19 protein-coding genes and 2 pseudogenes are annotated in these 21,669 nt (G+C 58.4%); 12 read left to right on the top strand and 9 right to left on the bottom strand.

What is annotated here, in order from left to right; translation table 11 throughout:
• Positions 1-7: 7 nt before the first annotated feature.
• From JNB91_RS12375 to JNB91_RS12325, 11 genes are all read left to right on the top strand, one after another.
• Positions 8-1,342 carry a phosphatase PAP2/dual specificity phosphatase family protein gene (locus JNB91_RS12375; protein WP_220325815.1) on the top strand — a complete coding sequence of 445 codons (1,335 nt, stop codon included), beginning with the start codon at positions 8-10 and terminating at the stop codon, positions 1,340-1,342.
• A complete protein-coding gene (locus JNB91_RS12370) occupies positions 1,339-1,776 on the top strand; it encodes a hypothetical protein (protein WP_220325814.1) in 438 nt (145 codons plus the stop codon). The genes JNB91_RS12375 and JNB91_RS12370 overlap by 4 nt, the downstream gene beginning before the upstream one ends.
• On the top strand, positions 1,773-2,426 hold the full coding sequence (locus JNB91_RS12365) for a lysophospholipid acyltransferase family protein (protein WP_220325813.1): 654 nt from the start codon (positions 1,773-1,775) through the stop codon (positions 2,424-2,426). Before JNB91_RS12370 ends, JNB91_RS12365 begins: the two co-directional genes overlap by 4 nt.
• Positions 2,423-3,355 (top strand): phosphatidate cytidylyltransferase, encoded by a 933-nt coding sequence (locus tag JNB91_RS12360; protein ID WP_220325812.1) that lies wholly within the window; start codon positions 2,423-2,425, stop codon positions 3,353-3,355. The genes JNB91_RS12365 and JNB91_RS12360 overlap by 4 nt, the downstream gene beginning before the upstream one ends.
• Before the next feature lie 285 nt (positions 3,356-3,640).
• Positions 3,641-4,534, top strand: a complete 894-nt coding sequence (locus JNB91_RS31415) for a MurR/RpiR family transcriptional regulator (protein ID WP_220325811.1) — start codon at positions 3,641-3,643, stop codon at positions 4,532-4,534.
• Positions 4,515-6,389 carry an ABC transporter ATP-binding protein gene (locus JNB91_RS12350; protein WP_220325810.1) on the top strand — a complete coding sequence of 625 codons (1,875 nt, stop codon included), beginning with the start codon at positions 4,515-4,517 and terminating at the stop codon, positions 6,387-6,389. Before JNB91_RS31415 ends, JNB91_RS12350 begins: the two co-directional genes overlap by 20 nt.
• 19 nt (positions 6,390-6,408) lie before the next feature.
• Complete coding sequence (locus tag JNB91_RS12345) at positions 6,409-7,938, top strand: glutathione ABC transporter substrate-binding protein (protein ID WP_220325809.1); 1,530 nt, start codon at positions 6,409-6,411, stop codon at positions 7,936-7,938.
• A gap of 63 nt (positions 7,939-8,001) precedes the next feature.
• On the top strand, positions 8,002-8,922 hold the full coding sequence (gene gsiC, locus JNB91_RS12340) for a glutathione ABC transporter permease GsiC (RefSeq protein ID WP_220325808.1): 921 nt from the start codon (positions 8,002-8,004) through the stop codon (positions 8,920-8,922).
• Entirely contained in the window at positions 8,919-9,800 is an 882-nt protein-coding gene (locus JNB91_RS12335; protein ID WP_220325807.1) for an ABC transporter permease subunit, read from the top strand. Before gsiC ends, JNB91_RS12335 begins: the two co-directional genes overlap by 4 nt.
• Before the next feature lie 13 nt (positions 9,801-9,813).
• Positions 9,814-10,632: a M55 family metallopeptidase gene (locus JNB91_RS12330; protein ID WP_220325806.1), complete on the top strand. Its 819-nt coding sequence runs from the start codon at positions 9,814-9,816 to the stop codon at positions 10,630-10,632.
• Between the two features lie 39 nt (positions 10,633-10,671).
• On the top strand, positions 10,672-11,607 hold the full coding sequence (locus JNB91_RS12325) for an isoaspartyl peptidase/L-asparaginase family protein (protein WP_220325805.1): 936 nt from the start codon (positions 10,672-10,674) through the stop codon (positions 11,605-11,607).
• Positions 11,608-11,799: 192 nt separating this feature from the next.
• On the opposite strand, the gene JNB91_RS31880 is transcribed toward JNB91_RS12325, so the two are convergent.
• The 3 genes and pseudogenes from JNB91_RS31880 to JNB91_RS31620 all read right to left on the bottom strand — a co-directional run.
• A complete protein-coding gene (locus JNB91_RS31880) occupies positions 11,800-11,955 on the bottom strand; it encodes a helix-turn-helix domain-containing protein (RefSeq protein WP_479683728.1) in 156 nt (51 codons plus the stop codon).
• 18 nt (positions 11,956-11,973) lie between these two features.
• Positions 11,974-12,102 (bottom strand): annotated as a pseudogene (locus tag JNB91_RS31845) (AAA-type ATPase lid domain-containing protein); the annotation flags it as partial.
• 12 nt (positions 12,103-12,114) lie between these two features.
• A pseudogene (locus tag JNB91_RS31620) lies at positions 12,115-12,360 on the bottom strand (hypothetical protein); the annotation flags it as partial.
• Between JNB91_RS31620 and JNB91_RS12310 the strand changes: the two are divergent.
• Positions 12,345-13,238, top strand: coding sequence for a DMT family transporter (locus tag JNB91_RS12310; RefSeq protein WP_220325802.1), 894 nt, complete (start codon positions 12,345-12,347; stop codon positions 13,236-13,238). The pseudogene JNB91_RS31620 and the gene JNB91_RS12310 sit on opposite strands and share 16 nt — an antisense overlap.
• An 83-nt stretch (positions 13,239-13,321) precedes the next feature.
• On the opposite strand, the gene fcl is transcribed toward JNB91_RS12310, so the two are convergent.
• The 6 genes from fcl to JNB91_RS12280 all read right to left on the bottom strand — a co-directional run bounded on the left by fcl (position 13,322) and on the right by JNB91_RS12280 (position 21,142).
• The gene (fcl, locus tag JNB91_RS12305) at positions 13,322-14,308 is read right to left on the bottom strand and encodes a GDP-L-fucose synthase (RefSeq protein WP_275957785.1); all 987 of its coding nucleotides are present in this window, start codon (positions 14,306-14,308) and stop codon (positions 13,322-13,324) included.
• A gap of 2 nt (positions 14,309-14,310) precedes the next feature.
• Complete coding sequence (gene gmd / locus JNB91_RS12300) at positions 14,311-15,453, bottom strand: GDP-mannose 4,6-dehydratase (protein ID WP_220325846.1); 1,143 nt, start codon at positions 15,451-15,453, stop codon at positions 14,311-14,313.
• Positions 15,454-15,772: 319 nt separating this feature from the next.
• Positions 15,773-17,947 (bottom strand): GumC family protein, encoded by a 2,175-nt coding sequence (locus JNB91_RS12295; protein ID WP_220325801.1) that lies wholly within the window; start codon positions 17,945-17,947, stop codon positions 15,773-15,775.
• Positions 17,944-19,101, bottom strand: coding sequence for a glycosyltransferase (locus JNB91_RS12290; protein ID WP_220325800.1), 1,158 nt, complete (start codon positions 19,099-19,101; stop codon positions 17,944-17,946). Before JNB91_RS12290 ends, JNB91_RS12295 begins: the two co-directional genes overlap by 4 nt.
• Entirely contained in the window at positions 19,092-20,195 is a 1,104-nt protein-coding gene (locus JNB91_RS12285; RefSeq protein WP_220325799.1) for a glycosyltransferase family 4 protein, read from the bottom strand. Before JNB91_RS12285 ends, JNB91_RS12290 begins: the two co-directional genes overlap by 10 nt.
• On the bottom strand, positions 20,192-21,142 hold the full coding sequence (locus tag JNB91_RS12280) for a glycosyltransferase family 2 protein (RefSeq protein ID WP_220325798.1): 951 nt from the start codon (positions 21,140-21,142) through the stop codon (positions 20,192-20,194). The genes JNB91_RS12285 and JNB91_RS12280 overlap by 4 nt, the downstream gene beginning before the upstream one ends.
• Positions 21,143-21,669 lie beyond the last annotated feature (527 nt).

The raw sequence follows: 21,669 nt of genomic DNA, 5'->3' as shown, positions 1-21,669 counted from the left end.
GGTCGGTATGGGGGAGGCGGTTACATCGGTTCCTGTTGGTACGCGCAGCGCTGTGATGCGAACGGCAGCGCTTTGGCTGCTTTTCCTCGCTCCGTTCTTTTATCTCACCTATGGCGTGGCGAACTGGCTGGCTTCACTGCGCGCCGATGTGCCGAACCTTGCCTTCGACTGGGAAAAGCACATTCCGTTTTTCGCCTGGACGATCATTCCCTATTGGTCGATCAACGCGTTCTATGCGCTGTCTCTCTTCGTCAACGATACGCCACAGGATGTCGGCCGTCTGGCGCGCCGGTATCTGACGGCGCAAATCGTGGCGGTCATCTGCTTTATCGCGTTTCCCTTGCAGGCGATTTTCGTCCGGCCGCAAACTGATGGTCTTCCAGGCTTCATGTTCGACGTTCTCGGCGGTTTCGACAAGCCGTTCAACCAGGCGCCGTCACTGCATATCGCTCTTCTGGTGATCATCTGGGATCATTGGCGCCGCCGCCTGAAAGGTTTTACGCGCACAGTCTGGCATATCTGGTGCCTGCTGATCGGGCTTTCGGTGCTCACCACCTGGCAGCATCATGTCATCGACATTCCGACCGGAGCACTGCTCGGCCTGTTCGCGCTCTGGCTGTTTCCGGCAGATAGAGCCTCGCCGCTTGCTGACTTCCGCCTTACGAATGATCGAAAGGCGTGGCGGCTGGCGATCGTTTATGCGATCGGCGCTACAATCTTCCTGCTGATTGCGGTGGTTTCGGTGCACAGCAACGGTGCGGGCCTGTTGTGGTTGTGGCCGAGCCTGGCCCTGGCGTTCGTCGCCATCGGTTATGCCGGCGCGGGACCTCAGGTCTTTCAAAAGCAAGGAGGCGGGGTGACAAGCTTTGCGAGCCGCTTTCTGCTCTGGCCCTATCGCTTTGGTGCGCGCGTGAACCGCTGGTGGTGGACGCACAGGCTCCCAGCTGCGGTCGAAATTGGCGACGGAGTGTTCCTCGGACGTGCTCCGGGCCGTGGCGAGCTCGCTGCCTATGCCTCGGTCGTCGACATGACCGCTGAATTTCCGGTGCCCTGCGCTGCCGGTCTTAATTGGCGTGCCATACCGTCGCTCGACCTGCTGCCACTATCTGTGGCGAGCATTCGCGACGGGGCGGTTGCTGTTGAGGAAGCTCGCAGTCGCGGTCCCGTGCTCGTCTGCTGCGCACTCGGTTTTCAGCGCAGTGCGGCCGTCGTCGCATGCTGGCTCGTGCGATCCGGCCATGCGGCCGATGCTGCCGCAGCGGCCAAGCAAATCAAGGCGCTCGGTCGTCCTGTTCATCTTAAGCCGGAGGCTTATCAGGCAATCGATGAGGCGGCGCGATGAGCGACTGGAGGACGGAAACGGCAAGGGCGGTCCGGCGGCTGTGCTATGACGGCATCGGCGGTGGCTTGGTCGCCCTGTTTCTGCTGGCCGTCGCACCATTGACGGCAGGCGCTCATGGGTTTGGCGCGGCACTCGGATGGTTGTTGCTGCTGGCCTTTTGCCTTGTCTCCCTCGCACTGGCGGTTCATCTCCTGTTCGATGCCGCGCTGTTTCGCATCGCCCTTTCGCATGATGGCGAAGAGGCGGGCCTGGCTGCGATCGATGCCGCGCTGGCGCGAATGGGACTGAGGGAGAAGCCCGCTGTTCCGGCATCCCTGTCGCAGCGGTTTTCCGGCTGCCGTCGGCTTATTCTGCTGCAGTGGCTGGCCCTTGTCGCCGGCATTGCGCTTTACGGCATTCTTCTGCTCGATGCGGTGAATGGAGGTTCCCAATGAGAGGTGGCGCATCCTTGCTTCAGATCGCCTCCGGCTCGTTGCTCGCCGTTCTTGCGCGCGCGGTGACCGGCGTGCGACCGATATGGGCGGGATCGGCGCCGAATGGCCGCCAGCGCATCTATTTCGCCAATCACGCCAGCCATGGCGATTTCATTCTGGTCTCGACCTGCCTGACGCCTTTCGAGCGCAGCCGGACGGCGGCTGTTGCCGGGGCGGACTACTGGGGTTCTGGCCGTGTGCGCCAGTTCATTTCCCGCCGGTTGCTGCGCACCGTGCTTGTCGAGCGAAACTGGGTCGAGCGAACGGCCGATCCGATGCAGGTGATGCTCGATGCACTCGATACGGGGCAATCGCTGATCTTCTTTCCGGAAGGCACGCGCAACATGACGGAGGAGCCGCTTTTGCGGTTTCGGTCCGGCCTCTACAATCTTGCGGCAGCCCGGCCGGATGTCGAACTGGTGCCCTGCTGGATCGAGAACATGTCGCGTGTGCTGCCCAAGGGCGCACTTCTGCCGATCCCGCTTCTCTGCCGGGTCGTTTTTGGTGAGTCGGTGATGCTCAACGAAGGCGAAGACCGCAAGATCTTTCTCGACCGCGCCCGGCAGGCTCTTCTTGCGCTTGCACCCCAAAAAGATGGAAACAGCCGATGAGCGATGACACGACGCGCCTTTTTATCGGTCTGGTCGGCGTGCTTTTGACGGCAAGCGTGGTTGCGGGCGTGCTGTCCTGGCGCAGCCCGAAGCCGCTGCGGTCGACGCTCGACAATCTCAACGCGCGGATCAAGGCCTGGTGGATCATGGTGGCAGGCATCAGCTTCGCCTTCCTGTTTGGCACAGGCGGGGTGATCCTGCTTTTTGCCTTCGTCTCCTTTGCCGCGCTGCGTGAATATGTGACGCTGACCAATACCCGTCATGCGGATCGCTGGACGCTGCTCGGCATGTTCCTGATCATCAACCCGGTGCAATATTATCTGATCTGGATCGACTGGTATGGACTCTATTCGATTTTTATCCCGGTCTATTGCTTCCTGGCGATGCCGGCGCTGACGGCGATGCGCGGCGACACGTCCCGTTTCCTCGAGCGGGTCAGCGAACAGCAATGGGGCATCATGCTTTCCGTCTACTGCATCAGCCATGTGCCGGCGCTGGTGACCTTGCCCATTCCGGGCAATGAGGGGCGCGGATTGCTGCTGATCGCATTCCTGATCGCGACGGTGCAGGGCAGCGATGTGCTGCAATATGTCTTTGGCAAGCTTCTCGGTCGTCACAAGGTTGCCCCCAGCATCTCGCCATCGAAAACCTGGGAGGGCCTGATCGGCGGGATCGCCTGCGCATCGCTGATGGGAGCAGGGCTTTACTGGCTGACACCCTTTTCTCCGCTGGAAGCCGGGGCACTGGCAGCGCTTTCCTGCGTCATGGGTTTTTTCGGCGGCCTTGTCGCTTCCGCCATCAAGCGTGATCGCGGCGTCAAGGATTGGGGCCACATGATCGAAGGCCATGGCGGCATGCTGGACCGGGCCGACAGCCTTGTATTTGCCGCGCCCGTCTTTTTCCATATCGTGCGCTACGCCTGGACGTAGAGCAGGCTCCCTTGCTGCCCGCATCGATATCGCGTCTGCTTGCATGAGAGCAGGCCGATGTCGTTTGCGCATTCGGGGAGGATTGTGAAGCCAATCTCCTCACAAACCGAAGTCAATGAGACGGGATTTTGGTGCCCGCGTGCCGAAAATCCGGGCGAATTGCGCAATAATCGAGCAAATTAATGGATTGTTTAAAAAATACGCCGCACGCAGTGAAAATATATTTTCATTTCTCTAAAATGCAGATATCTATTTTTTCATGATAAAAGGGACAACGGGAACATCGTGAATCTTGCGATCCTAATCGAGACGAACCGCGGGAGCCTGACTGCCAATCAGCAGAAGATTGCCGATTTCGTGCTTGCCAATCCCTTTCATGTCGCAACAATGGGTATTGAGGACCTTGCCAATGCGACCGAGACCTCGCCTGCAACGATTACCCGTTTCGTTCGCGCCCTGGGATGCGGCAGCTTTGCCGAATTCCGCGGTTTTGCGGTGCAGGGCTATCAATCACTGCTGCGGCCTGTCGAAAACGTCGACCGGGCCCGCCAGTTTCCACCCAAACAGATCGTCGAGGACTCGCTGGCAAATGCGGCCAGCGCGGTGAAACAGCTTTCCGCGACATGCGGCGACGTCAATTGGGAAGAGATCGCTGCGCGCATGGTGAGTGCACCGCGCGTCGGGTTTCTCGGCTTCGGCGTCAGCGCCAATATGCTGCAATATCTCGCTGACAAGACGGTGTCAGTCGTCCGCTCGCAGGTGATCCTCAACGGAACGGGCGGACTGGAGCGCGACGCGCAGAAAATGCTGCGGTTCGGCCCGGAAGACATGGTGATCGCCATGGCCCTGCCGCGCTACTCGCAGGCAACGCTGGATTTCCTGAAAATTGCCCGCGGACGCGGCGTCCATTGCGTCGTCGTCACGGACAGCGCCTCGTCGCCGCTTTGTGCGCTCGGCCATGAAACGATCCTCGTTCCGGCCAGCCACCCAGTTTTGCACAGTTCGCCGATTGCGGCACTTGCCGTCTTCGAAGCACTCATCGCCGTCATCACGGCACATCACCAGAGCGTGTCGGATGCAGCCTCCATGGCGCATTCGCTCATGCCGTATCTCTATGCGGACGATGAACGTCGGCCGTTGTCCAAACCGGGAAACATGAATGACAGTGAAGTCGAGTAACGTGATGCAAGAGCCGATCATTCATGTCGAAAATATCAGTGTCGATTTCAAGGGTGACGAAAGCACGTTTCGCGCGGTCAAGGGCCTGTCGTTCGAGATCAAGCCGGGCGAGACGCTGGCAGTCGTCGGCGAATCCGGTTCCGGCAAATCGGTCACTTCGCTCGCCATCATGCGGCTCATCGAGTTCGGCGGCGGCAAGATCGTCGAAGGTTCTGTAAATTTCACCGGCAGCGATGGCGTGACGCGCGATCTCACCAGTTTTCCGCTCGATACGATGGAAGCCATTCGCGGCAATGACATCGCGATGATCTTCCAGGAGCCGATGACCTCGCTGAACCCGGTCTTCACGGTCGGCGAGCAGATTGCCGAGGCCGTGCGCTTGCACCAGAATTGCTCGGCGGCAGAGGCACGGGCCGAAGCGCTTCAAATGCTGGAAAAGGTGCGCATCCCCGATGCGAAACGCATTCTCGACCGCCATCCGCATCAGCTTTCCGGCGGCATGCGCCAGCGCGTGATGATCGCCATGGCGCTCTCGTGCAAGCCGCGCCTGCTGATTGCCGACGAGCCGACAACTGCGCTCGACGTGACCATTCAGGCGCAGATCCTGAAGCTTATCCGCCTGCTGCAGGAAGAGATGGGCATGGCTGTTCTCTTCATTACCCATGATATGGGCGTGGTGGCGGAAGTGGCCGACAAGGTTCTTGTCATGCGCCATGGCGAAAAGGTCGAGGAAGGCCCGGTTGAGGAGATTTTCAAGGCGCCGCAGCACCCCTATACGCGTGCGCTTCTGGCGGCCGTCCCGCGGCTTGGCGCGCTCAACGGCGAAGACCTGCCGCGTCGTTTTCCGCAGCTCAAGGCCGATGCCGGAAACGGCATGGACAGTTTCGACGAATATCCGCCGCAGGATACGATCAAGTCGCCGGAGCCGGTGCTTCAGGTTCGTGATCTCGTAACCCGCTTCGATATCCGCAAGGGACTGTTTTCAAAGCTTGCCGGACGTGTGCATGCCGTAGAGCAAGTGAATTTCGACCTGCGCCAAGGTGAAACGCTGGCGCTGGTCGGCGAATCCGGTTGCGGCAAGTCGACCACCGGCCGCACGCTGATGATGCTGCAGGAAGCGACATCAGGTTCGGTCGTCTACCGCGGCAAGGATGTCTTCAAGCTGGGAAGTGCAGAGAAGAAGGCGACACGCCGCAAGATCCAGTATGTGTTCCAGGATCCCTTCGCATCGCTCGATCCCCGCCTGACGGTCGGCTTCTCAATCGCCGAACCGCTGATCACGCATGGTCTTGCAAAGGGCGATGCTGTTCAGGAGCGCGTCATTCAGTTGCTGAAGGATGTCGGGCTGCAGCCCGAGCATGCGCACCGCTATCCGCACCAGTTCTCGGGCGGACAGCGTCAGCGCATCTGCATTGCCCGCGCGCTGGCCGGAGATCCCGATATTCTGATTACCGACGAGGCGGTTGCGGCCCTCGACGTGTCCATCCAGGCGCAGGTCATCAACCTGATGATGGAGTTGCAGGAAAAGCGCGGACTTTCGTACATCTTCATCAGCCATGACATGGCGGTGGTGGAGCGCATCTCGCACCGTGTGGCGGTGATGTATCTCGGCCAGATCGTCGAGATCGGCGAGCGTCGCCAGATATTCGAGAACCCTCAGCACGCCTATACGCGCCGCCTGCTTTCGGCGGTCCCCATCGCCGACCCTCAACGACGTGATCGTGGACGTCCGTTGATTGAGGGAGAGATCCCCAGCCCGATACGTGCTCCCAACGACATGCCTGTCGTCAAGCCGCTTGTCGAGGTCGAACCGGGGCACTTCGTCGCCCGCCATGCAGTTGGCGATTTCCACTAACTTTCAGAGAGGAAGAATAATGAACCTGAAGAAAATTCTTATATCGTCGGCGCTCGCCGCGACATTCATTCTGCCCAGCGCAGCCTGGGCGAAATCCCTTACCGTTGCCATCCAGAACAACCTGACGGGTCTCGATCCGAGCAACGTCAACGACACCCTGTCGCAGACCTCGCTGCGCATGATCTACCAGGGACTGTTCGGTTTCGACAAGGACATGAAGCTCCAGCCTCTTCTGGCCGAGAGCTACGAAGCCAACGATACGGCGACCGAATTCACCATCAAGCTGCGCAAGGGCATCAAGTTCCACGACGGCAGCGATTTCAACGCTACCGCCGTCAAGATCAACATCGAGCGTCTTGCCAACCCGGACAACAAGCTGTCGCGCCGCAGCCTTGTCTCGATGGTCAAGGAAGTGCAGGTCGTCGACGACAGCACCGTCAAGCTGGTCCTGAAAGAGCCCTTCGGCGCCATGATCCCGTCGCTCGCCCATCCCGGCGCAATGATCATCTCCCCGGCTGCGCTGGAAAAATACGGCAAGGACATCGGCCGCAACCCGGTCGGCACGGGTCCGTTCAAGTTCAAGAACTGGTCTGCCGACAAGCTCGAAGTCGTCAAGAACGAAGGCTATTGGAAAGAAGGCCTGCCGAAGGTTGACGGCATTACCATCAGCTCCGTTCCGGAATCCGGTGCCCGTTTTGCCATGCTGCAGACCGGTGAAGCCCAGTTCGTTCCGTCCTTCCCGCCGGAACTCATCAATGTTGCCGAAAAGAACCCGAAGGTAGACGTCGAAAAGGCGCCGTCGATCGTCGAGTGGTATGTTTCGATGAACAACCTGAAGAAGCCGTTCGATGACGTCCGCGTTCGCCAGGCGCTGAACTACGCAGTCGACAAGAAGGCTTTCTGCAAGATCGTCTATAACGATATGTGCAAGCCGGTGGATTCGATCATCCCGGAAAACCTGGCATTCCACGTTCCGGCCGGCAATTACGACTTCAACCTCGACAAGGCGAAGGAACTGATGAAGGAAGCCGGTCTCGAAGACGGTTTCGAGACGGAACTGTGGGCCGGCTCCAACACGGAAGCCATTCGTGCGATGCAGTTCATCCAGCAGCAGCTGGCGCAGATCAACGTCAAGGTCAATGTCTCGCCGCTCGAAGCCGGCGTTGCCGCGCAGAAACTGTGGTCGGTCGACAAGCCTGAAGATGCCGGCGTGAAGATGTATTACGGCGGCTGGTCCGCTTCTACCGGCGATGCAGACTGGGGTATCCGCCCGCTGCTCTACGGCAAGAGCTTCCCGCCTGCGATGTTCAACGTTGCCTATTTCAACGACGAGAAGGTCAACGCCGCCATCGAAGGCGCGATCAGCACGGCCGACAACGCCAAGCGTGCTGAATTCTACGCGACGGCGCAGAAGGTTGCCTGGGAAGGCGCTCCGTGGATCTTCCTCGGCGTCAACCAGAACATCTCGGCAAAGAGCAAGACCCTTTCCGGCGTCTACATGCTGCCGGATCGCGGCTTCCTGCTGGAAGAAGCAGCTATCTCCGAATAACTGCGCATGACCGGCGTGCTGGCTCCTTAACGGGGCCAGCACGGCTTTTCTGGAAGGAAATCCATGTTTGCCTATCTCATCAAACGGCTGGTCGCGACCGTTCCCGTCATCCTGATGGTCACGATCTGCGTCTTCGCATTCGTGCATATGCTGCCGGGTGATCCGGCAAGGCTTGTCGCCGGCCCCGATGCCAGCCCGCAGGATGTCGCTGCCGTTCGCTCGTCGCTGGGGCTCGACAGGCCCCTGATCGAGCAATTTACCAGCTACGTTACGCGCTCGCTCCAGGGCGATTTCGGCATGTCGCTGAAAACGCGCCGCTCGGTGGCGGAAGAGATTGGCGAACGCCTGATGCCGACGGTATGGCTTACCGTTTTCGCCATGCTGTGGTCGACGCTTCTCGGTCTTTTGATAGGGGTGATTTCTGCGGTTAAACGCGGGCGCTGGCCGGATTATACGGGCATGATCATTGCCGTCTCCGGCATCTCATTCCCACCATTCTGGCTGGGCTTGCTGCTGATCAACCTCTTTTCGGTCCGGCTTGGCTGGCTTCCCACCGGCGGTTACGGCACCTGGCAGCATTACATCATGCCGTCGTTCACGCTCGGCGTCGGCGTTGCAGCCGTGATGGCGCGGTTCACCCGCTCGGCCTTTATCGAAATCGCCCGCGAAGACTATGTGCGCACGGCGCGCGCCAAGGGCGTGCCGGAACGCAAGGTCATCTGGAAGCACTCGCTGCGCAACGCGCTCATCCCGATCATCACCATGGTCGGCCTGCAATTCGGCTTCCTGCTTGGCGGTTCGATCGTCGTGGAAAGCGTCTTCTCCTGGCCGGGCGTCGGTCGACTGCTGGTCGATTCCGTTTCCTATCGTGACTATCCGGTCATCCAGACCCTGATCCTGCTGTTTTCGCTGCAGTTCATCTTCATCAATCTTCTGGTTGATGTGCTTTACGCCTTCGCAAATCCGGAGATCCGCTACAAATGAGTGCGACAACCATCGTCGAGGCGCCCTCCCAGAAAATGCGCAAGCCGCTGTCGGAATTTTGGCGGCGTTTCAAGAAGCAGAAGGTCGCGCTGATCGCACTGCTGTTCATCGTCGCCATGGTTCTGGCCGCCGCTCTTGCGCCATTCCTTGCGCCATTCGATCCGAGCGCGCCTGACTATAATGCCGTGCTGGAAGGGCCGACTGCCGCGCATCTGGCCGGAACCGATGCCTATGGGCGCGATATCTTCAGCCGCATCATCTGGGGTGCGCGGATCTCGCTTGCCGTTGGCTTCCTGTCGGTCACGCTCGGTGCTCTCGTCGGCGTGACGCTCGGCATCATATCGGGTTATTACGGCCGCTGGGTGGATTCGCTGATCATGCGGATCTGCGACCTGCTGCTGGCATTCCCCGGCATCCTGCTGGCGATTGCCGTCATCGCCATTCTCGGCCCCGGCATCACCAATGTCATTTATGCGGTTGCGGTCTTCTCCGTTCCCGTCTTTGCACGTCTGGCACGCGGAACGACATTGCAGCTGAAGCAGGCCGTTTACGTGGATGCATCGCGCGCCATTGGCGTTGCCGATCGTGTCATCATGCTGCGTCATATCCTGCCCGGCACGCTGCCCAACGTCATCGTCTATTTCTCGATGCGCATCGGCACGTCGATCCTGACTGCGGCTGCCCTGTCCTTCATCGGCCTTGGTGCGCAGCCGCCAAGTCCCGAATGGGGCGCGATGCTGGCCGATGGGCGTACCTATATGGGCGTTGCCGACCACCTGACGCTGTTTCCCGGCATTGCGATTTTCGTGACCGTGCTTGCCTTCAACCTGTTTGGTGACGGTCTGCGCGATGCGCTCGATCCCAAGCTGCGCGGCTAAGGAGCATCAGATCATGCGCGTTTACATCTCCGCCGATATCGAAGGCATTGCCGGCGTCGTCGCCTCGGTTCAGGGGCAGGTCGGCCATGCGGAATACGAAAAAGCCCGCGTCCTGATGACCGAGGAGGTCAATGCGGTTGTCGAGGGATTGGTCGAAGCCGGCGTCGAGGAAATCGTGGTCAACGATTCCCACGGGCCGATGACCAACATCCTGCCTGCGATCCTGCATCCGGCGGCGGACCTCATCCTCGGCAAACCCAAGCCGATGAACATGGCCTGTGGGCTGACCGCCGATTTTGACCTCTTCTTCATGGTCGGCCATCATTCGATGGCGGGCAGAGGCGGGGTGTTGGCGCATACTACCAACGGCTTTGCCTTCGCGCAGGTGCGCGTCGATGGCGTGCCCTACGGCGAACCGGGCATTTACGGCGCCTATGCCGGAGAACTGGGCGTGCCTGTCGGCCTCGTGTCCGGTGACGATTGCACGCGCGACGAAAATGCAGGTTTCTTCCCGGATGCAGAATTCGTCGTCGTCAAGCAGTCCTTCGGCCAGCGCGCAGCACGTCAGGTTTCCGTCCATCGTGCCCGCTCCATGCTGAAGGATGCCGCGATCCGGGCCGTGCGTGAGGCGGGAACCAAGAAAATCTTTTCGCTACCGGGGCCTCACAAGGTCGAGTTCGTGATGAACAATGCAGCGCTTGCAGACCAGATGTCGGTGCTGCCACCGGCAAGACGCGTGGATGCGCGGACGGTCGGGTTCGACTGCAAGGACATGGGTGAAGTGATCGGCTGGATGACAGCCCTTTCCGCCATGAGTTTTGCTCTGCGATAGCCGGGCGATAAGAGATGCAATCAAGTTTCGAGGAATGAAATGCCTGAAGCAACACCGGTTATCGCGCTGCATGGTGGCGCCGGCACGATCCTGAAAGCGAACATGACGCCGGAGCGCGAGGCCGCCTATCATGCTGCCTTACGCGCCTGTCTCGAGGCAGGTCTTACCGTTCTGCAGAGTGGCGGAACCTCGCTCGATGCCGTCACGGCCTCTGTGATGGAACTGGAAGACAATCCGCTTTTCAACGCCGGGCGCGGCGCGGTCTACACCACCGATGCGACGCATGAGATGGATGCCGCCATCATGACTGGCGCGACACGCGATTGCGGTGCGATCTCCGGCATTTGCGGCCCTCGCCACCCCATCCTTGCCGCTCGTGCGGTGATGGAGAAGACGGAGCACGTGTTTCTGGCCGGTGACGGCGCAAAACGCTTTTGCGAGACCGCTGATCTGGAAATGCAGGATGCCGCATGGTTCGGCACCGAACAGCGCCTGAACGCCCTGAACGCTGAAATGGAACGCCGCAAATCGGGGGCTGCAGATGACGGCGATCCGGCCCGCAAGCATGGCACGGTCGGTGCGGTCGCGCTCGATCGCTTCGGCCACCTCGCTGCGGCGACATCGACTGGCGGAATGACGGCAAAAACACCCGGCCGTGTCGGTGACAGCCCGGTTATCGGAGCGGGCACATGGGCGGATGATGCGACGGCGGCAATTTCGGCGACCGGGCATGGCGAATATTTCATCCGCCAGGCCGTTGGTCATGAAATCGATGCGCGCATGCGCTGGGCAGGTCAGGATCTCGCAACCGCGGCAGGCTCGGTTGTCAGCGAACTCGACGTCATCGGTGGATCGGGCGGACTGATTTCCGTCGATGCCAAGGGCAATATCGCGCTACCGTTCAACAGCCCCGGCATGTATCGCGCCTGGTGCGGCACTGATGGCGTTATCCACACCGCCATATATCGCGATTGAGCGATTGGCATCGATAAGCCAAGCTCTGATCCTGTCGAAGATCAGAGCTTGGTCTGCTTATGTCGCGCGGCAGCGCAAGCAAGATCGCGGCGTCGTTCTGTCACGTCGCGAATTCAGAGCGCGTTAGGTCCGGTGGAGTGGTACCGTCGATTGCGTCAAAATTTCGAACACGCTTATGCGGCGTAACGATATTTAACGCCCCCATCCATATTCGGAAAGGCGCAGGTAAAGCGTGGAGCGTGCTATTCCGAGATGCCGTGCCGCTCGGGTGGCGTTGCCGGCGAAAAGGCGCATGGCATCCATGATCGCTTCTTTTTCCGTTTCCTTCAAATTTCCGGGCCGCGACACGAGTGTGCTGGATTCACGCAATCCGACAGGAAGGCTTTCGATATCGATGATCTGATCAGGCGCCAGCGCAACGGCAGTCTCGACGACGTTTTTCAGTTCGCGCACATTGCCTGGCCAAGGATAACGCATCAGGAGATCAAGCGCGGCCTGTGTGAACCCGAGGTGGCCCCCATCTTCAACAAAACGATGCAGCCGCCGTGTCGCCGCCTGCAGATCCTGGCGAAGCCCGAAAGCGAATATACCAATGACAATCGTGGTGAAGCGGGAAAGATCTCCCTCAAGAGCATGAGCGTCGAGTTCAGCCTCGTGCTGCATCACCAGATGGACAGGCTGGTACCCGGTGCCTTCCGCCTGATGGCCAATCTCGTTCAGCCAATGTGAGCGCTCCGATGAGCGCCCCCCAACATCGCGGGCGGTCGCCGCCGGAACCCATCCGTGTCGCCTTTGCCTGGCTGATGCTGGATATGACATTGGTGGCAGGTGGCATGACGGCGCTGGTCAAGTCACAAGGCGCCACGTACCCAGCGTTTCAGCTTGTCTTTATCCGGGCCATGATCGGCCTCATTTTTATCCTGCCACTGATGTGGCATCACCGTGCTGACATGCGCGTCATAAAGCATCCCTGGCGTAACGTCTTTCGGATCACCTGCAATGCGGTGGCGCTTACCAGCAACTTCTGGGCAATCACGCTTCTGCCGCTCTCAACGGTCAATGCAGTTGGCTTCTCGCGCCCCATGGTTACAATGCTCATGGCCGTTTTACTCCTGGGAGAACGGGTGAGCCACATTCGTTGGCTTGGCGCGGCCTTAGCTTTTGTCGGTGTACTTGTTGTCATCGCCCCCGGGGCAGGCGGCTTTGATGCCAATGTTTTCATTGTGCTCATTTCGGTTTTCTTCGGGGCGCTTGCGATTATCCAGACGCGTGCACTCAAGGAGGAAAGCACCACTGTCATGATGCTTTTCTACACGGTTGGACTTGCGGTGGTGACGGCCGTGCCGGCTCTTCTGACGTGGCAGCCCGTGCGACCGTTCGATTGGCTGCCTTTGCTCGGCATTGGGCTGCTGGCACAACTCGGACAATATTGTTTCCTGCGCGCCTACCGCATGGCCGATGCCAGTCACCTTGCCCCGATCAGCTATCTCTCCATCGTCTTCACGACGGCAAGCGGATACATCTTTTTCGATGACGTGCCTGAAATCCAGGTTGTCCTTGGAGTGGTTTTGATTATTGCGGCCTTGCCTGTGGCCACGTTGGTGGAACGGTTTGAGCGCGACCGGCGATGAAGCTTCTTCTCCATGCTGATGGGGCGACTTGATCATATCTTGGACGAGCAAGACCAGCTGAACTCTCGGGTTGTTTAACGTCCTCAAATGTCGCAGAGGCCATGATGGTTTGCGACATTTTCCCGTTTGCGATCCACTTGCGTGCTCTCAAGGAAAGCCGTGTAGGCGTCAGCCAAACCCACCCTAAGCGGGATTTTCGGTGTCCAGCCAAGTGCTCGCAGTTTTTCACCACTCATCAGCTTGCGTGGCGATCCGTCCGGTTTGGTCGGGTCGGATCTGATCTTCCCTTCGAAGCCGACGATCTGGGCCACAAGCTGTGTCAGCTCGAATATCGTAAGCTCGTCCCCAGATCCGACATTAACGTGAAGGTCGTCGGAATAGGTCTTCATCAGGTGCACACAGGCATCCGCACAATCATCGACATGGAGGAATTCCCGGCGAGGCGTACCTGTCCCCCACATGACGAGCTCGCTCGCACCCGAAAGTTTCGCGTCATGCGCTTTGCGGATCAATGCCGGTATGACGTGACTGGACTTCAGATCAAAATTGTCGCCAGGACCATAAAGATTGGTCGGCATTGCAGAAATGAAGTCGTCGCCATGTTGACGTCGGTAGGCTTGGCATAGCTTTACGCCCGCTATTTTGGCGATTGCATACCACTCATTGGTTGGCTCAAGCGCACCCATCAGCAGGCTTTCTTCGCGGATCGGCTGCTCGGCGAATTTTGGGTAGATGCACGAGGATCCGAGAAAAAGCAGCTTCTCGACGCCGACCTCATGAGCACTGTGAATTACGTTCGCTGCGATGATCATGTTCTGGTAGAGAAAGTCTGCCGGGTAGGTGTCATTGGCGAGAATGCCCCCGACTTTCGCAGCCGCCAGAAAAACGGCATCAGGACGGTTTTTCTCCATCCAGGCTTCTACGTCTGACTGTCTCGATAAATCGACCTCGGCACGGCTCGCAGTCAATATCTTGCAACCTTCAGTAGCCAAGCGGCGGACAATTGCCGATCCGACCATGCCGCTATGGCCCGCGACATAAACCCTCTTGCCCATCAGATCGTATGCCATCGTCATTCCTCCACGCAGACGGGAAGAGCCAAACCGTGTTTCTTCAGGAGTGCATGACGCCGAGCTGCTTTAAGGTCCTCGGTGACCATTTCGGCGCACATTTCACGCGCCGTGATTTCCGGCACCCAACCGAGCTTTTCCTTGGCTTTTTGGGAACTGCCAAGAAGACTATCGACTTCAGCCGGGCGGAAGTAACGAGGATCGATCCGGACAACCAGATCGCCGACTTTCAGGGCCGGCGCCATATTGCCCCTGATGGCGGCGACCCTTGCCACTTCATTGACGCCCCTGCCGGAAAACTCCAGCGTCACACCAAGTTCGCTGGCCGTCCAGCAGATGAACTCTCGAACTGAATATTGTAGCCCCGTCGAGATGACAAAATCCTCGGCCGTTTCCTGTTGCAGCATCATCCATTGCATGCGGACGTAGTCCTTGGCGTGTCCCCAATCGCGCAAGCTGTCGATATTGCCCATGAACAGGCAGGATTCGAGGCCCATCGCGATATTGCTGAGACCGCGCGTAATTTTTCGGGTCACGAATGTCTCCCCTCGACGAGGAGATTCGTGATTGAAGAGGATGCCGTTGCAGGCATACATCCCATATGCTTCGCGGTAGTTGACGGTGATCCAATAGGCGTAAAGCTTGGCCACCGCGTATGGAGAGCGCGGATAGAACGGCGTCGTCTCTCGCTGCGGGGTCTCTTGTACGAGACCGTAAAGTTCGGAAGTCGATGCTTGATAAAAGCGCGTTTTTTCCTCCAGCCCCAAAAAACGGATTGCTTCCAGTAGCCGCAAGGTTCCAATCGCATCGACATCGGCCGTATATTCCGGTGCTTCGAAGCTGACTGCAACGTGGGACTGAGCGCCGAGATTGTAGACTTCGTCAGGCTCGATATGGCGAATGATACGGGTCAGGTTTGAAGTGTCCGACAGATCGCCGTAGTACAGTTTCAGGCCTTGGTTTTGACGATGCGGGTCTTCGTAGATGTGATCGATACGGGAGGTGTTGAAGGAAGACGCGCGGCGCTTGATGCCGTGGACCTCATATCCCTTGCTGAGGAGCAATTCAGCAAGATAGGAGCCATCCTGGCCCGTAATACCTGTAATCAGCGCAACCTTGCCGTTGCGTGGTAGTGGATCGGTCATAGTTCCCCCAGAGCCTGTCCATGATTTAGCTGAGCAAGCGAGCCGGTGTCGGCTCCGGAAATTGTCTAAAGCCGGATGCACGTAGAACTTGGTGCCCATCGCTCTGCTGAATTATAGGTGCAATCTGTCACCTCGCGGAACTGACCTAAGAGATGTAGACAGGACGAGAACGCACCGCTTTTGCAGCCAGGACTGGACGATACCGCAAGCCGGCGCTGTTGCTGTCAACGACACGATCCCAGGTTTCCTCGGCAGCATGCAGCAAGATCGCGGGCGTCAAAAATCATATGGTCAGGCTCTGAGCCCTGCTCGTCGTCAGTCAGGCGACAATCAGGTTTGCATCGGTGAAACCGTACATCGCATGTCGCTTGGGATTGACGTTATTGATGGCGACGAGAACATCTGCGCCGCCCGCTCCGCGAAGATGCCGGACGCAGATTTCGACTATTCTGCGCGTCGTTCTTGCCCAGCGCACAACCAGGATCGTTCGCTCTACCAAGCCTGTAAGATGCATTGTGTCGGTCGAATTCAGCGCGGAGGCACTGTCGAATATGATGATTTGACCTTTAAGACGCGCCATCTCGATGATTTCTGAAATGTCAGCCAGATATGCGCGTCGATAGAGATCTGGCGTTCCGGCCGGAATGAAATCGATTCCCGTCGGAGCGTGATGATGTACGATGTCAGCAAGTCTTGTTTTGCGTCTAACGAATTCATTCAATCCGTGCACCTGATCGGAATTGAACGCCGAAAAAAGATTGCCGTTTCGAAGATTACCATCGACGAGAATGACGCCAACCCCGCTTTCCGCAATTTCGATCGCAAGTGACCTGGCGATCGTCGATTTGCCTTCGCCCTTCAGTGATGACGTCACGACGATGCTCCCGGGCAGCTTTCCACCACAGGATTGCTTGAGCGAAGCTATGAGTGTTTGGATAGCGTCATCGAACCTGCCGCCTCGCGTCCGGTTCAGCTGTTGCGACCGCTCCTTGCGCCGCAGACGCGGTACAAGCCCGAGCGGCGTGATGTGGCTGATGCCGGATATCTGATCGAAACTGCGGACGGTTTTATCCAGCATCTCGACGACAAACGCGATGGTAACCGCGAAACAAACTGATGCGATGAGAGCGCCGACAAAATAGAACAGGCGGCCGCGCCCCTGCGGTGCAAGCGGAGTCGTTGCCGGCGACAACAATTCGATTTCGGCTCCTGGTGAACGGGCCTGATCAGCAAGCATGCGGCGCTGATCCTCGATCTTATCTATTGCCAATTGCTCTTTTTCCACCGAACGTTCCAGTCGCACGGCTTCGGCTTGAGCCTCTAGATTGCGTGCTCTCTGCGATTGAGCGGCCGCCAATGCCAGCTGGATTTCGGTATCTTCGCGGTCAAGATCATTCAGCGTGACGCGCAGCGTTTCGAGATATCGACCCGTTGCAACATTTAAGTCCGCGCGCGCTCTTGCCAGCCGCGCTCGCAGGTCGATGACAGCTTGAGCTGTCTCGCCGTAGACCTCGAGAATTCGGTCCAGATCCCTTTGTTGAGCTGCAAGGTCGCGTTGCATTTCGCCAAGGCTTTCCGGAATGGGTGCCCCCTCCACGGCGAGCGATGCCGCGCCTCCAATTTCCAGATGAGAAATTGTAAGGCGTGTCTGCGCTCTGGCCAGATCAAGTTTCGATCTTCGATCACTCAAAGCCGCAATCATTGTCGCCGTTGTGCCCTTGGCATCATCCTCCAACACCGAGCCCATTGTGCTTCGATATCGATCAACGCTTTCGCGCGCCGCGGTGACACGATCCTGCTGTTCGCCTATGCGCTGCTGAACCCATTTTTCTGCTGCGTCCAAACGAATGCGAAGTCGGTCTTGCCGCTCGTCGCTATAGATACTGATCAGGTAATTCGGGACTGCCGCTGCCAACGCTGGTTCGCGGGACGAAAATCCAATCCTGATGACGTTCGCCTGACCATCGCGCTGGATGCGTAACGCCCGGTAATATTCGAGGACTATACCATCGAGCCCGGATGGCTGCGGCAAGGGGGCTATCTCGCTGCCGGTCGGATTTCTCAAAATGCCCCGCAAACTGTCAATGAGCGAGGTTTTCCGCAATGCCGGATTAAATTCCGGCCGTTCGGTGAGTTGAAGATCACGGATGACCCGTTCCGCTGTGCTTCTCGACAGGAGCCTTTCGGTTTCAGCCGTAATGTCGAACCAGCCTGTACGGTCTGACACATCCGTGGCGAGCGATGCCGACAGAGGTGAGTGGATCATCAGTCGGGACTCGGCATAATAGGTCGGGAGCATTCCCCGAATGAAGGGAAATGCAGCAGCTATCAGCAGTATAGAGAGCGCGATTATCAACAGGATCCTTCGGCGGATGAGGCGGACACCGGCCATCAGATCGAAGTCATCGGCCGCCTCATGGCTTTGAAGGAGCGGATCATACCGCATGGTCGACAATGACCTGTTGCGGTCTATCGGCAGCGTCGTGATCGTCATGGGGCACCGACGGAAGTTTGAGGTTGCGCAGAGACGGTGTCGTATAAGTTTTCAAGCGAAAGCATGTAGGTCTTCATGCTGAAATGATTGAGATAATGAAGGCGCCCTCGGGCGGACAATCGGCGGCGTTGTTCTTTGTCCTGGACTAAGTTTGCCAATGCCGTTGCTAGTGCGTCCTTGTCCCCGACCGGTACAAAGACGCCGGTGTCACCGTCGCAGATCACCTCTTCATGCGCGCCGACACGGGTTGTCACCACCGCGAGCCCATGAGCAAGTCCTTCGATGACCGCCATTGCCAGGCCTTCGGCATGGGAGGGCAGAACCAGAATATCTGCCCGCGAGCACAAGGCCCGCGTTTCATCGGCACCAAGCCAACCCGGCATTTCCACGACGTCCGCGAGCGCCAGGGCTTCTGCCTGATTTCGATAGTCTTCGACGGGACCGTCACCGGCAATAATGGCTTTCCAACGAAGCGCCTTCATGACTGGCTGGCTCAGCGCAAGGAGAAGCTCCCTTACGCCTTTACGCTCACTCAGCCGTCCGAGAAAAATAATGAGCGGCGGATTTTCATGCCGTTGTTTGAGGACCTGAACAATACGGTTCTTGGGGTCCGGGACACAGTTGCGGATAACTGCGATGCGTCGTGGATCAACGCCTAGATCCCGTGTCAGCGTGAGATGATCACGGTGCCCCAATACAACGACATGATCAGCGCTTCGGAACATTCTGCGTATGTGCGCCTGCTGTCTTGGCGTGCGCTGAGAAAAGTCGTGCGCATAGTCGTAGTCGTGCAGATGAAGTATGTGACGACATCCGAGAAAACGGGCGACCCCCGTTAGGATCAGTTTCCGTGAAGTGCTGCCGCGACCGGCGACATGGATGTGATGTATGCGGTCAGGAACCGCGACGCGATCTTTGGCCATTGCGAATATTGCGGCCAGCAGACGTGCTGGCGATGTCGTAAACGACCATGCCAGCCCCCGCGTGTCCGTTACCAGATGTTTGCGGTCAGTATCCTTCGCCGCATGCGATATGTAACCGACCAGCCTGCCGATGCCACCACCACTTTCACATCCTCCCGGCACATAATGGCGAACGGACGAGGTGGGTGCCGATACTATGCGGTCTGCCTGGGAAAGCACATTTACCTGCATGTTTTCGTCACCTTGCGGTAAAGGTCCGCAGCTTGTGCCCCGACCTGCTTTGGTGAATTGGCTCCATGTGACCAGACGAGCGCGTTTGCCCCAAGCTTGCAGCGTAGCTCGCTGTCTTGCGCCAAGGACAGGATAGCTCGAGACAGGCTCTCGCCATCCCCTGACGGAACCACGAGCCCTAGTTCGTTGGAAAGGACTGTGGATGGTAATTCGCCAACGTCGGTTACGATAACTGGCTTGCCGAACGCGGCAGCCACATTGAGAACCCCACTTTGTGAGGCTTCCGTATATGGGAGCACCACGATATCCGTATCCAGGAAAAGCTGAGCGACTTCCGCGTCTTCGATATACCGATTGCGGATATCATAGCGGCGCGGATCGCCCATGAGTGGCCGATAGATCCAAGGGTCGTCGCCGCGACCCGCGATGATAAAGCGCAGATCGGGAGAGCAGCCCTTCAGGAGAGCCTCGGCACGCACCAGATGCTCAAGACCCTTGTAGGCGAAAATTCGCCCGAACAGCAGAACCCGTATAACCCCATCTGCTCGACATGGCGCCATTTTCTGTCGTTGAGCCAGTTCAGCATAGCGCGGAATGGCCGGATGGGAGAGAATATGGACGTTGTTAGCCGACTTTGAGAAGCGCTCAAGCACCAATTGCCTCAGGCCCTCCCCATGCACAACGATATGCGGCGACTGTCGCACCATCAATCTTGGCGCCCAAGCTGGCAGAGTGCGTGTATCGCTGTCTCCGGGATGCACATCCACATCGTGGATGGTGGTTACCAGGGGGATCGAGCGCCAGAACGGCACAGCAAAATTCAGCCAAATCGTACTATTGCTCAAAAGATGGACGAGGTCGGGCTGCTCCTGCCTGATCAGCCGGGTGAGCCCTCGCAGGAACCATGGGTTCAGTAGTGACCGGTGTCTTGGCCACTCCAGGAGGCGCAGATCGACCGCCGGGTCGAACCAGGATGCGAGATGCCCGTAACGCCGGCGAGGGACGGCCAAAACGACGTTCAAATGCTGGGCGAGGCCGCTTGCAAAGGAGATCGTGTAGTCCTCCAGCTCGGAGGCCAGAAGCAGCGCCTTCATTGCACATCCTCCGCCCATCCAAGTTGCTTGCCGCGGCGAGGCAGGCTGTAGGCTGCGCGTAGCGCGTCACGCATGCGTCTCATCAGGTTCGGTTCGCCGGCGAAAGCAAGACCTCGCATGACAAGTTGAAAGCGGGTCCGGAGATCCCCCCCCTCCATCTGCGCCAATGCCACCCGATAGGGATAGTGATCCGCCAATCGCAGCGTCGCAGGCGGGTTGTGGGACGACAGAAACCGGTTCATCACATCAACTGTCGCGACCCAATGCGCCATGCGCTTGCGCAACATCGCCGCATCATCAACCGGCCGGTACCATGTGTTGTCATGGATCCTGTAGAATCCAAGCGCACCGGGCAGTGCAGCCACGCGCCCCAGGAAAGGATAGATTCCGGCAAGCCAGAAATCTGCGGATATTCTGAATTGCTCCGGGATGTCGCCTGCCACGTTCCATGCATTTCGCCGAACCGCGATGGCGGATGTCATCGGAAACGGCCAACAGCCTGCGGACCTGCTGAGCCAGCGCGAGAGATCGCCGGAACACAGTGTTCGGGGAATAGGCTTGAGGGTAGGTGTTCCGTCGCTGAAAGTGGGCTGAAGTCGATGATAGGCGAGTGAAATCTCGGCATCCGCATTAAATACGGCGGAAATTGACGCCAGCTTTTCAGGCCCCCACCAGTCGTCGGCGTCCAGGAAACAGAGGATGTCCCCCGCGCTTGCCCTGACGGCAGCATTGATCGCTGCGGCTTGCCCTTTGTTTTCCTGGAAAATCAGGGTGACCCGATCCCTGTAAGGTTCAAGCAGCGCGCGGGACTGGTCGCTGGAGCCGTCATCCACCACAATGATCTCTGCAAGCGGCCCTTTCTGTGCCAGCGCACTGTCAATCGCGCGTCCAATAAAGCGGCCGTAGTTGTAATTATTGATGAGAACACTGATGGCCGGTCGCGTCATGACACTCTCAAAAGGTCGCTGGGCTCAGCTTGTGGTCGGCAAAGCCGAAAATGCGAGTACTTGTCCATTTGGCTAAGGCGCTTCCTATCTCCTTGGGTTGAAACGCCACGGTGGTTCAGGGATCATCCTTTGCCCTGTCTCTCAGCCGGCTCATTCGTCGACAAATTACCTTCGAATGCCTGGCCACATAACCTGCTCTTATGGGCAGGCCGCTTTGGTCGTTCCTCCTCCTTGGGAAGCAGGTATCTCCCAAGGGAGTAAGGTCACCGGCACTTTCGATTGCCACTAAGACATTCGGTGTAATCCGTTCTTCGTTTGCAGGAGTTGATTGTCAGGTGCGCCATCTGGCTAGTGCTTCGAAGCAAAGCGCAGGCTGCAACGCTGGCCGTTATCGTTGCGTATTCTGGTTTTCCGGTTCGTGGCCTAGCTCGGTCGCGTGTGGCTATCCTCATGTGTCGCCAATTTTGCGCCGCTCGTTCGCTGAAACCAGATGCGCTGGAAAGAACACTCGATCAGAGGTGCGCATA

Source organism: Aliirhizobium wenxiniae (genome assembly GCF_019511445.1).
Classification (GTDB): domain Bacteria; phylum Pseudomonadota; class Alphaproteobacteria; order Rhizobiales; family Rhizobiaceae; genus Neorhizobium; species Neorhizobium wenxiniae_A.
This window is presented reverse-complemented; position numbering and strand designations above follow the sequence as displayed.

Coding starts and splice junctions, on each gene's coding strand:
- fcl (WP_275957785.1), bottom strand. CDS start 14,308: ATGGCATACGATCTGATGGGCAAGAGGGTTTATGTCGCGGGCCATAGC.
- JNB91_RS12360 (WP_220325812.1), top strand. CDS start 2,423: ATGAGCGATGACACGACGCGCCTTTTTATCGGTCTGGTCGGCGTGCTT.
- JNB91_RS12280 (WP_220325798.1), bottom strand. CDS start 21,142: ATGACGCGACCGGCCATCAGTGTTCTCATCAATAATTACAACTACGGC.
- gsiC (WP_220325808.1), top strand. CDS start 8,002: ATGTTTGCCTATCTCATCAAACGGCTGGTCGCGACCGTTCCCGTCATC.
- JNB91_RS12335 (WP_220325807.1), top strand. CDS start 8,919: ATGAGTGCGACAACCATCGTCGAGGCGCCCTCCCAGAAAATGCGCAAG.
- JNB91_RS12285 (WP_220325799.1), bottom strand. CDS start 20,195: ATGAAGGCGCTGCTTCTGGCCTCCGAGCTGGAGGACTACACGATCTCC.
- JNB91_RS12310 (WP_220325802.1), top strand. CDS start 12,345: ATGAGCGCCCCCCAACATCGCGGGCGGTCGCCGCCGGAACCCATCCGT.
- JNB91_RS12330 (WP_220325806.1), top strand. CDS start 9,814: ATGCGCGTTTACATCTCCGCCGATATCGAAGGCATTGCCGGCGTCGTC.
- JNB91_RS12350 (WP_220325810.1), top strand. CDS start 4,515: ATGACAGTGAAGTCGAGTAACGTGATGCAAGAGCCGATCATTCATGTC.
- JNB91_RS12290 (WP_220325800.1), bottom strand. CDS start 19,101: ATGCAGGTAAATGTGCTTTCCCAGGCAGACCGCATAGTATCGGCACCC.
- JNB91_RS12345 (WP_220325809.1), top strand. CDS start 6,409: ATGAACCTGAAGAAAATTCTTATATCGTCGGCGCTCGCCGCGACATTC.
- JNB91_RS12375 (WP_220325815.1), top strand. CDS start 8: ATGGGGGAGGCGGTTACATCGGTTCCTGTTGGTACGCGCAGCGCTGTG.
- JNB91_RS12370 (WP_220325814.1), top strand. CDS start 1,339: ATGAGCGACTGGAGGACGGAAACGGCAAGGGCGGTCCGGCGGCTGTGC.
- JNB91_RS12365 (WP_220325813.1), top strand. CDS start 1,773: ATGAGAGGTGGCGCATCCTTGCTTCAGATCGCCTCCGGCTCGTTGCTC.
- gmd (WP_220325846.1), bottom strand. CDS start 15,453: ATGACCGATCCACTACCACGCAACGGCAAGGTTGCGCTGATTACAGGT.
- JNB91_RS12325 (WP_220325805.1), top strand. CDS start 10,672: ATGCCTGAAGCAACACCGGTTATCGCGCTGCATGGTGGCGCCGGCACG.
- JNB91_RS12295 (WP_220325801.1), bottom strand. CDS start 17,947: ATGACGATCACGACGCTGCCGATAGACCGCAACAGGTCATTGTCGACC.